Annotated in this window: 11 protein-coding genes; 2 read left to right on the plus strand and 9 right to left on the minus strand. The window is 44.6% G+C overall.

Annotated features, from left to right (window positions below; translation table 11 throughout):
* Positions 1 to 15 precede the first annotated feature (15 nt).
* From NO989_RS16445 to NO989_RS16485, 9 genes are all read right to left on the minus strand, one after another.
* Positions 16 to 1,818, minus strand: a complete 1,803-nt coding sequence (locus tag NO989_RS16445; RefSeq protein ID WP_061486930.1) for a glycosyltransferase family 39 protein — start codon at positions 1,816 to 1,818, stop codon at positions 16 to 18.
* Positions 1,819 to 1,823: 5 nt separating this feature from the next.
* Entirely contained in the window at positions 1,824 to 2,501 is a 678-nt protein-coding gene (locus NO989_RS16450) for a TVP38/TMEM64 family protein (protein WP_014975715.1), read from the minus strand.
* Positions 2,491 to 3,228, minus strand: a complete 738-nt coding sequence (locus tag NO989_RS16455; RefSeq protein ID WP_014975716.1) for a glycosyltransferase family 2 protein — start codon at positions 3,226 to 3,228, stop codon at positions 2,491 to 2,493. The genes NO989_RS16450 and NO989_RS16455 overlap by 11 nt, the downstream gene beginning before the upstream one ends.
* 90 nt (positions 3,229 to 3,318) lie before the next feature.
* The gene (locus NO989_RS16460) at positions 3,319 to 4,020 is read right to left on the minus strand and encodes a hypothetical protein (RefSeq protein ID WP_014975717.1); all 702 of its coding nucleotides are present in this window, start codon (positions 4,018 to 4,020) and stop codon (positions 3,319 to 3,321) included.
* Positions 4,017 to 4,781, minus strand: coding sequence for a hypothetical protein (locus NO989_RS16465; protein WP_014975718.1), 765 nt, complete (start codon positions 4,779 to 4,781; stop codon positions 4,017 to 4,019). Before NO989_RS16465 ends, NO989_RS16460 begins: the two co-directional genes overlap by 4 nt.
* A complete protein-coding gene (locus NO989_RS16470) occupies positions 4,771 to 5,136 on the minus strand; it encodes a cupredoxin domain-containing protein (RefSeq protein WP_014975719.1) in 366 nt (121 codons plus the stop codon). The genes NO989_RS16465 and NO989_RS16470 overlap by 11 nt, the downstream gene beginning before the upstream one ends.
* Positions 5,120 to 6,409, minus strand: a complete 1,290-nt coding sequence (locus tag NO989_RS16475; RefSeq protein ID WP_014975720.1) for a HAMP domain-containing sensor histidine kinase — start codon at positions 6,407 to 6,409, stop codon at positions 5,120 to 5,122. Before NO989_RS16475 ends, NO989_RS16470 begins: the two co-directional genes overlap by 17 nt.
* Position 6,410: 1 nt before the next feature.
* Positions 6,411 to 7,076 carry a response regulator transcription factor gene (locus NO989_RS16480; RefSeq protein ID WP_014975721.1) on the minus strand — a complete coding sequence of 222 codons (666 nt, stop codon included), beginning with the start codon at positions 7,074 to 7,076 and terminating at the stop codon, positions 6,411 to 6,413.
* Between the two features lie 75 nt (positions 7,077 to 7,151).
* On the minus strand, positions 7,152 to 8,048 hold the full coding sequence (locus NO989_RS16485) for a hypothetical protein (protein ID WP_014975722.1): 897 nt from the start codon (positions 8,046 to 8,048) through the stop codon (positions 7,152 to 7,154).
* Positions 8,049 to 8,320: 272 nt separating this feature from the next.
* Here NO989_RS16485 and rplM point away from each other — a divergent pair, with 272 nt between their 5' ends.
* Both rplM and rpsI read left to right on the plus strand, forming a co-directional pair.
* A complete protein-coding gene (gene rplM, locus NO989_RS16490) occupies positions 8,321 to 8,749 on the plus strand; it encodes a 50S ribosomal protein L13 (protein ID WP_014948329.1) in 429 nt (142 codons plus the stop codon).
* 12 nt (positions 8,750 to 8,761) lie between these two features.
* The gene (gene rpsI, locus NO989_RS16495; RefSeq protein ID WP_014975723.1) at positions 8,762 to 9,154 is read left to right on the plus strand and encodes a 30S ribosomal protein S9; all 393 of its coding nucleotides are present in this window, start codon (positions 8,762 to 8,764) and stop codon (positions 9,152 to 9,154) included.
* Positions 9,155 to 9,270: the final 116 nt, after the last annotated feature.

The raw sequence follows: 9,270 nt of genomic DNA on the forward strand, positions 1-9,270 counted from the left end.
GAACGCCCAAGCTAATTAATCGCTTGAGCCGTCATAGCTATTAAAAACTGGGCCGTTAGCCGGTAAATCACAGGTAGCGTTCGCAGCAGTGGCAGGAAGCAATAACCATTCGTCACGGTGGGCTACACCCAGTGAAGTGGCTTGCGATAAGTCTACACATTGAAATTTGTAGTCACTTGGAACTAACAAAAAACGTTGACGTATTAGCGGTCTAACCCGCTGGCCTGAAATCTTTGTCTGCTCGCGGGAAGGCTCGGAAGTATCGGTCAACCAAGCCCACGCTGTACCGTTTTCTACTTCTTTAGGGGTATGGTAACCAAAATGAGCCATTTCAAAGGGTGAATAAAGCAAATACTGTTCTTTAAAGCTGACTATCCCTACCTCGAAGGCAGTTGAATCCTTCGTCAACATATTACTTATTTGGCTTTCTGCATTTTGAAGGACTATACGGGGAGTACGGTAGTCGTTTAGCAGCCATGCACCGAATGTGGAAGGAATTACAGTTAAAATGAAAAGCCATGCCAGTAATTGGCGGGCGAGTAATTCTCCATCCCCTGCGTTGCGCTTTTTATTGTAAACATAGTAGACAATATGAGTACAAAGCCCAGCGAATCCGAGTACAAGTAATACTATGCTTAAACGAACAAGGGTTTCGCTGTCGCTGTCAAAGCGCGTCATCAGCTTAGCAGCGGTGGGCTCGTGAAAAAGCAGTGCTAAGCCAGCAATCAATAAAACGGCAGATATTAACGAAGTAACTGCGCGCGCAAAAAGCACCAACCCTCTTGATACAGTCGAATTCGCAAGTACCAGACCAGCAACCATACTCAACGCAGGCAGTGCCGGTAAAACATAAACACCACGTTTACCTGGGCTGATACTAAAGAAAATGACAACCAATATTACCCATATCAACAAGGGTGAGTAAGCGGGGTTGTGAGTAAGTACATTTTTTAACGACTTAGCTTTTGATACAAGTATGGCAATTGGAGTTATCCAAAATACAGGAATAACTTCAACAATATAGTAATACCAGGGCTCTATGTGGTGCCAGGCATTGGCATATCGCTCAGCCGTTTGTTTAAACAAAATGTTCGACAAGTATTGTTGTATTTGAGGCTCTTGTTTTACCAAACCAAGATAAAGCAGAGGTGCAAGCCACATCGCCACAACTGATAGCATGATTAAGGGGCCAAACAACATGCGCAATGACCACTTGCCGCGATGTGAGCCGCTGGTAAATGCGAAAAATGCAATGGGGATAAATAAAAGAACAGGTAAAAAGCCAACGCCTTTGGTTATGATCCCAAGCCCCATAAAGAACCATGCTGCAAAGTACCACCGCCAATTAACATGCACATAAAAGTGCTGAATGAGTCCGTAGACGCCAATCCAAATAAAGCAGGCGACAAGGGCATCTATTTGAGCGAATTTGGCTTGAATAAGGAACTGAGGGCTCAGTAGAAGTACGAGCATACTCAACATTGCCGCTTTTTCATTGGCAAGTCTTAGCGATAGCTTGTAGGTTAACCCCAAAGTGACAAGGCTTGCGATAGCGTTAGGCAGGAGCATAGCCACCTTCAGGCTACCCGTAATAAGGTAAAAGAAGGCAATACACCACATAAACACAGGGGGCTTGTCTGGATAAATTTCGCCACCGCGCATGGGCACAAGCCACTGTCCGCTGTTCACCATCTCTTTTGCGACCAATGCGAATCGGGGCTCATCGGGGGGCCAAGCATCTCTGAAACCCAGACCAACAAATATCAGAGCACAGGCAATAAAGAACAGGGTAGATGCATGGCTATTTAAATTAAGCATAAGCCTCACGACGGCTCACTCCTACGAGCAATGCCTGATAAGGATAGAAGTAGAAGAAGGCTAATGATTAAGCCACCAATTTGTAAAGGCTGTTCAAGGGAACTGACAAATCGAGAACCGCTTCCAAGCAAGGTAAACAAAAAAGTTTGAGGCGCAAAGCCGATTGCACTTGCAGCAATAAACGGGAAAAACGGAACGCTTAGCACACCTGCGACGGCGTTTGTGATTAGGTTGGAGCCAACAGGGAATAAACGAACAATTAGCACATTGCGAAAACTTCGCTTGGCCAGTTTGTTTTCAACAGGCTTTAATTTTGTACCTAAAAGACGGACGGCAAGTGAGCGCAGAGGGCCATTTGCTAATGCATAGGCTATGCATGCAGACAATACCGTTAGCAACAAAGCAATTAATCCTCCCTGCAATGCGCCAAAGCCCACTCCGCAAAAAAAACTGACAGCCTGACGGGGAAAACCCATGGTTAAAAGTACAACACAACCACTCAGTATCATGCACAGCGATTGCCAATTTAAATTTGAAATATAGGCATTCAACCAATCTGTATCATCACCGTGCTTCCATAGTTCACCAGTGACCTCAAGCGACACATAGCAGACAAGCGCGATGCTTGCTGCCCCGATGAAAAACTTTATGAATTTTTTGAGGCGGCGAAGATTAGTCTTCATGACCAATTCCGCTGGCAATGTGATTAAGCTTATTTCTGTACATTAGCCATCTGACGCCAAGCATATCGATGATTCCTGCCCAGCCACGATTCCACGCTGTGTAATTTGATTTACCTTCTAAGCGGGCGCGATGATTGACCGATACACATACCACTTCTCCTCCAAGCCTTTTAGTTAAAGCGGGAATATATCGGTGCATATGGTCGAAGTAGGGCAAAAGTAAAAAGGTACTTCTTGGGAGGAGTTTCAAGCCACAGCCCGTGTCTGGTGTGTCGTCCTGTAGGATCCACTGGCGAACACGATTGGCAACTTTAGACTGAAATCGCTTCCACGGGGTATCTTTTCGCTTTTGACGATGCCCGATAACGCAGAAGTGCGCTGCATTAGTCTCTTTAGCTGCGCGAATAAGTCGCGGTATATCAGCAGGATCGTTTTGCCCATCAGCATCAAGGGTGATGATCCACTTTCCTTTTGCCTGTAAAACGCCGTGAAAAACCGAAGTGCTTTGACCGCAGCTCATAGGGTGGACGATGACACGACAACTTACCGGCAAGGTGCTTGAAAGGTTATGCAGCAAGGCTAGGGAGTCGTCGCTGCTACCGTCATCAACAACAATAATTTCTGTCGTTGTACTTGGAACCACTTCTGCAATTTCTCGTAACAAAGCAGAAAGGTTTTTGGCTTCATTTTTAGCAGGTAAAACAACACTGACGTCAAACTGGTGCATAAGAATATTTGGTAAATCATCGAATGACGTGCACTTTAAATGTTGAACCTTAAGGAAAGCTTAAGTTAGGCGCTAAAGTACAAACTTGCATTAAAATTCGTATTCCAAGGACATGCGAAGTGTGTGATCTTTACTGTCACCATTTAGTCCAGCAATAAAGCCCAGTTCCCATTTTAACTGCTTCTGTCGGTCAAAGCGTTTTATACCCATGAATGCTGGACCAACCCCGATAAAATCCTCTGCTACATACACTTCCAATCCAGGTTGTACTTCAGGGATCCAGCGATACCTAAACTTGGCTTTAAATTCGCTTTCCCATTCATTCTCAACAGTTTGACCCCACTCGTACACCAAGCTAACGTTAGTTGTTAAACTGAATTGGCCAAATTCTTTTTCTGTTAGTATCCCCGCTTTAACTTCCCAGTCATCGGTATTGTGCTGCTTTTCCAGCTCAAACAGCGTTGCCCAGTCAGCCCAGTATCGCCCTTGTTCAGTCATCATCCAGCGTAACTCTACTTCGTAGCTTTCTAAGCCAAAATCTTCATTTTCATCCCGCGCACCGACAAGGTATGTCTCGAGGATCATAAACTCTGAAAGTGCATGGCCGAATGAGAAGCGTTGCATTAAAACATTGCCATCGTCATTTTGTCTTGAGGTAAGTCGCCACTCAAACTCACGTTCAAAGGGTAATACATAAGGGTGATAAACCTTATCTACGGTAAAATTATCTGCATAACCGTTACTTGAAAACACGGCGCATAATGCGATAGCAGTAAGGAGAAAACGTCTCACTGTGCGACCTCCTGAATTTCATCAGAGAATCTCTTTTTTGAAGAAAAGAAAGCAATTAAATTAGGCACGATAAGTGCGAAGAAAAACACCAATAAATAGCTCATCGAGGGCGTAGCCTCATAGCCAACAAGAGAATTCAGAAGATGACCATATTCGCTATTGTCACTAATTATTGTGCTGCTATCCCATAGCTGCCTTGGCGATGGGAAGGTGTCAGTTTGTTCCAATAGTAATGCGATATTAGCGGTTTGAGCTGCCACAAATGTGGTTGCAAAAAAGTATGTTGCTCGCTTGCTAACAAAATGGGTGAGCAAAATATTAAGTAGAATCGCGATGCTAATACTTATACCCAGACCAATGATAGTGCCCAAGAGCAATAACGTACTATCACTATTACGTGATAACTCGGAAACAAAATAAACTAAAAAGTGCAGCGAATTGGGTAAGCCAATACCTATTACTAGCAGGGTGAGGCCTAGACTGAACCTATTCGACATGCGTGACGGCAAAAGGACAACAAGGCACATACCCAACCACGCAATAAAAAACAGTATTGATTTGAGATACTCAAATCCGGCACCTTCTGATAGCTGCGATACCAGTCCTAGCTGGGGGTAGGTAAATACAGCGAGCAATACCAGCAGCAACACCCGCCACGCAACGGCAAGCGTAGACACACGCGGCAGCGCCAGCAATACACTAATGAGCAGGAATATGGGCAAGGTGTCACGCAAGAAGAGAACGACAGTATTAATTAGCATCCAGCGTGTCCTCTTTGCTTTTAACTACTACCTTTCCTACGGCGCTATTAGGATGAAACTCGCCAAAAAAAGGATACTCACCGGCTTTTAATGGGCCAATAAAGATGGTCCCTCGGCTTTTCGCAAATATCACTTTTTCTCTGTTCAAAGAAAAGCTATCTATTTCTTCGGGAGTATCATCGAAATTGACAAAGGTTAGCTTTACTTTTTGCCCTGCAGGCACAATCACTTCCTGAGGAAAGAATAAGTGCTCTTTAATTTCCACCACCACTTCAGGTAAGGCGAACGCAAGGGGCGTATAAAAAGCACAAAGGGCTGAAAAGCAGAATAAAGAAATCTTAGAGTATGTAGTCATTGGAAAATGCCACCCTAACTTCTAATCCCCCGAGCGAACTTTCATCTAAAGAGAGCTCAGCCCCGTGTAATACAACGATTTGTTCTACAATGGCTAGCCCCAAGCCGCTTCCCGAATGAGGCGAGCTGTTAGATGCTCTTTTGAACCGGTTTAGCACGACAGCGCGCTGGTCAGCAGGGATGCCTGGCCCAGAATCGCAGACGCTTAAAATAAGCTCGTCTTTCCGTCGTTCAATCTTAATAATTATTTGTGCACCGCTAGGAGAGTATTTACTCGCATTGCTCACTAAGTTCTGAAGCAAGGTGTAAAGGACAAATTGAGAACTTAGCAACCAAGCTTCTTCTCCTTCCAGTGCTATCTCTTGGTTTTTATTTTCAATAGCGCCGTATAGGTCACTAATCACCTCTTGCGCGACCACGTGCACATTTACAGGTTCTCGCTGTTCTGCAAACGTTTCTGGGCTGGTGCGAGTAAGCAAAAGGAATTGATTTACCGCGTGGATCATTCTATCAGTGTCTGCTTTGAGCGGAGCCAACACGTGACCTTTTTCACCTAACTCGTTCGCTATATTGTGAATGTTTATTTTCATCACGCTGAGCGGAGTTCTAAGCTCATGCGCCGCGTTTGATGCGAATTGCTGCTCTCGTTCGAATGCTGAATTCAGTCGCGTGAACATGGTGTTTAACGTAGTAACAACAGGGCTAAGTTCACTGGGCTCACGGGATAACGCAATGGTAGAAAAATCATTACCCTGTCGGCTGGCAAGGAGTTTTGATAGGTGTTTTAACGGCGATAGTCCCCAAGTAATGCCAAAAAAGAGAATGAATGCAAGAATAGGCACACTAATTATAAAAGGGGTGATGGCGGCTACAGTTAGCGAGTCAGTTAAAGTGAAGCGACTACTTACGGGTTGAGCTACCATATACCAGCTATCATTATTCGGGTTAAACCGGGTATGTACCCGCCAGCGTGTACCCAGTGCGTTTACTTCAGAAAAACCCTCGGAGAAGCTGGTTAATGGCGTGCTTAGCGCGTCAGTAGATGAGCTGGCCAGCTTACCTTGTTTCCATACCTGGAAGAAAAGTGTCTGTTGCTGTGTGCGGGTGCCGCTATCTACGTATGAGATTGCCCGGGATAGCTCAACTAACTCGTTATCTAACAAGGTATTCGATATACCCAGTGTTGCGCGGTAGCCTTTAAGTGCTGCACTAAATATCACTAAAACAAGCGCGCTGATCAGTGTAAGAATTAGAAAGCGGCGAATTGAAGACAATTCACTCCCCCGATTTTGAAATACAATAACCGACGCCTCGAATAGTCTTAATAAACTCAGGAGGCATTTTCTTACGCAAATTACTCACGTGTACTTCTATTGTGTTGCTTGCCACTTCCTCTCCCCACTCATAAAGTTTATTTTCCAGCTGATCTTTACTCAGTATGCGCCCTGCGTTTTCAATAAGCGCTTTTAGTAGCATGAGTTCACGTCGAGGTAAGTGAACGTTTTGATTGTCGATAGTAAGCGTATGATGGGCAGTATCAAGGCTGACATTCTTAACACTAACAATGGTGTGAGATGCTGTGCTCAGACGACGCTCAAGTACTCTAATCCTAGCTAACAGTTCTTCTATTTCAAACGGTTTAGGTAAGTAGTCGTCGGCGCCTGCATCTAAGCCAGAGATTTTGTCTAGTGTTTTATCCCGTGCAGTTAATATCAACACAGGAAGCGTTGCGTTTTTCTTTCGAATAGATTTTAGTACGTCGAGGCCATCAGTGTCGGGTAAACCCAAGTCAAGAATGACAATGTCACTTTGGCCCGCTCTAAGTGTTGCAAGAGCATCTGCGCCTGAATAAACACAGTCTACCGTGAAGTTGGCATTCTTTAGTGAAAGGGCGAGGGCGTCAGACAACGGCCTATCGTCCTCTACAAGCAGTACACGCATAAAAAACTCATTGATAAAAAAACAAATCAAAACACTAAACGAGAGACCTTAAGAAAACCTTAAGTGCTTGGTGTTTTACTCTGACATCTCTTTTTCGAGCGCGCGTATTGCTAAATCTTTGTATTTGTCCCACCGCGCGTAATCTAGTTTGTAAGGTATTGTTGGGTTGCCGAGCTCGTGAATTTTTCTACTTTCAGCATCGGCAAGCATTTCTGCTTTTCTGTGCCCTTCGAAGCTATCGAAGATACGTTCGAGTTCTCCATCATCTAGAATCCTGACAAGACCTAATCTCAATCTATTCGCGAGGGCAAGGTTATCCGGGCTAACAAAAAAGTACTCATAGTTGGGGTATTTTAATAGGTGGAACTGCTCTAAAGAGACATGCTTATCTTTGTGGCGTTCTAAATCGCGGTGTACTTCTATGATATTTCTGGGGAAAGCGTCAACTAGCCCCTTATCTACCATAGAGTACATAGAATGGAACCAAAGGCTCCAATCTTCACCACTTACGTTATAGCCATTTGCTTTAAGTACACTTAAATCTGGCCAGTCTGCGCCTTGAACCATGGTTGATTGCTTTAATGCTTCGCCGGTTTGTTGGGCAAAACTGGACTGCTCAGAAGGGTTAATCACCAATACGCGATAACCTGAATAACCTTTCAGCAGTGGTAACTTAATGGGCAGAAGACGCTGCTCTCGGTTACTGTTGGTGACACTCCACATTACATCCGCATCGCCTTTTAGCAAAGTAACAAGCTGACGACTCTGACTCATAGGATGGGGGTGAGGGGTTAAAGCAACATCACCGTATTCTGGTGTTGCTGCGATAACTGCACTGAGTACAGCTACGTGATAACTTCCATAATCATCATCGGCAAACGCACGTGTATATACTAACTCCTCAGCATTAACACTGGCCATAAGTAGCGTGTGTAGCATCATCATTGAAGCTACGAAGCGAGACATTTTCATTTTGTTTTTATAACGGTTCCAAATACAACGTTTTGACGTTACCTCAAATCGGTTTCTATGTCATCGGCAGATGATGGAATTTTATCCATATTTTTTGTTCTTAGGGGTTCGCATTTCCTTCAATTCCTGTATAATTCGCGCCCTGCCCAGTTACGCCCACCTTTGGGAAGGTGGAAGAATCAGCCGGCTCGAAGGGGTCATTGTGTTGATTTTAAGGTGATTTCTGGTGTTCAGAAATCAGTAACGACGATATTATTCGGGTGAATTTGAAAATGAAAACTTTTGTTGCTAAGCCAGAAACGGTACAACGTGACTGGTATGTGGTAGACGCCACAGACAAAACTCTAGGCCGTTTGGCTTCTGAAATCGCACTACGCCTTCGTGGTAAGCACAAGCCAGAGTACACACCTCACGTGGACACTGGTGATTACATCGTAGTAATCAATGCTGAGAAAGTTGCGGTAACAGGCCGTAAAGCGCAAGACAAAATGTACTATGCGCACTCTGGTTACCCAGGTGGTCTTAAAGAGACAAACTTTGAAAAACTAATTGCTCACAAGCCAGAAATGGTTATTGAAAAAGCAGTTAAAGGCATGTTGCCAAAAGGCCCTCTAGGTCGCGCAATGTTCCGTAAAATGAAAGTTTACGCAGGTGCAGAGCACAAGCACACCGCACAGCAACCACAAGTTTTGGACATTTAAGGAGCTATTAACATGGCAGATACTCAATACTACGGCACAGGCCGCCGCAAAAGTTCTACTGCTCGTGTGTTCCTACGTCCAGGCACAGGTAGCATTAAAGTAAACCAACGCGCTCTTGACGAGTACTTTGGTCGTGAAACAGAGTGCATGGTTGTTCGTCAGCCACTTGAACTTGTTGAAATGACTGAAAAGTTCGACGTATACATCACTGTTAAAGGTGGTGGTTCTAACGGTCAAGCGGGTGCAATCCGTCACGGTCTTACTCGTGCTCTTATGGAGTATGATGAAACACTACGTCCAGCACTTCGTAAAGCTGGCTTCGTTACTCGTGACGCACGTCGCGTTGAACGTAAGAAAGTTGGTCTACACAAAGCGCGTAAGCGTCCACAATTCTCAAAGCGTTAATTTTTACGTTTTTTGTATTTGCAAAAACCCGGCCTATGCCGGGTTCAGACTGTTGAAAAAGCCCTAGACGAAAGTCTGGGGCTTTGATCTAATAGGCATAGTGAAATTCGGAGTGT

Origin of the sequence: Alteromonas sp. DY56-G5, from assembly GCF_041414725.1 — a bacterium.
In the GTDB taxonomy this organism is placed as follows: domain Bacteria; phylum Pseudomonadota; class Gammaproteobacteria; order Enterobacterales; family Alteromonadaceae; genus Alteromonas; species Alteromonas macleodii.

Bases quoted from the DNA above. Each gene is read 5' to 3' on its own strand.
- rpsI (WP_014975723.1), top strand. From the start codon at position 8,762: ATGGCAGATACTCAATACTACGGCACAGGCCGCCGCAAAAGTTCTACT.
- rplM (WP_014948329.1), top strand. From the start codon at position 8,321: ATGAAAACTTTTGTTGCTAAGCCAGAAACGGTACAACGTGACTGGTAT.
- NO989_RS16445 (WP_061486930.1), bottom strand. From the start codon at position 1,818: ATGCTTAATTTAAATAGCCATGCATCTACCCTGTTCTTTATTGCCTGT.
- NO989_RS16470 (WP_014975719.1), bottom strand. From the start codon at position 5,136: ATGACTACATACTCTAAGATTTCTTTATTCTGCTTTTCAGCCCTTTGT.
- NO989_RS16480 (WP_014975721.1), bottom strand. From the start codon at position 7,076: ATGCGTGTACTGCTTGTAGAGGACGATAGGCCGTTGTCTGACGCCCTC.
- NO989_RS16455 (WP_014975716.1), bottom strand. From the start codon at position 3,228: ATGCACCAGTTTGACGTCAGTGTTGTTTTACCTGCTAAAAATGAAGCC.
- NO989_RS16450 (WP_014975715.1), bottom strand. From the start codon at position 2,501: ATGAAGACTAATCTTCGCCGCCTCAAAAAATTCATAAAGTTTTTCATC.
- NO989_RS16465 (WP_014975718.1), bottom strand. From the start codon at position 4,781: ATGCTAATTAATACTGTCGTTCTCTTCTTGCGTGACACCTTGCCCATA.
- NO989_RS16485 (WP_014975722.1), bottom strand. From the start codon at position 8,048: ATGAAAATGTCTCGCTTCGTAGCTTCAATGATGATGCTACACACGCTA.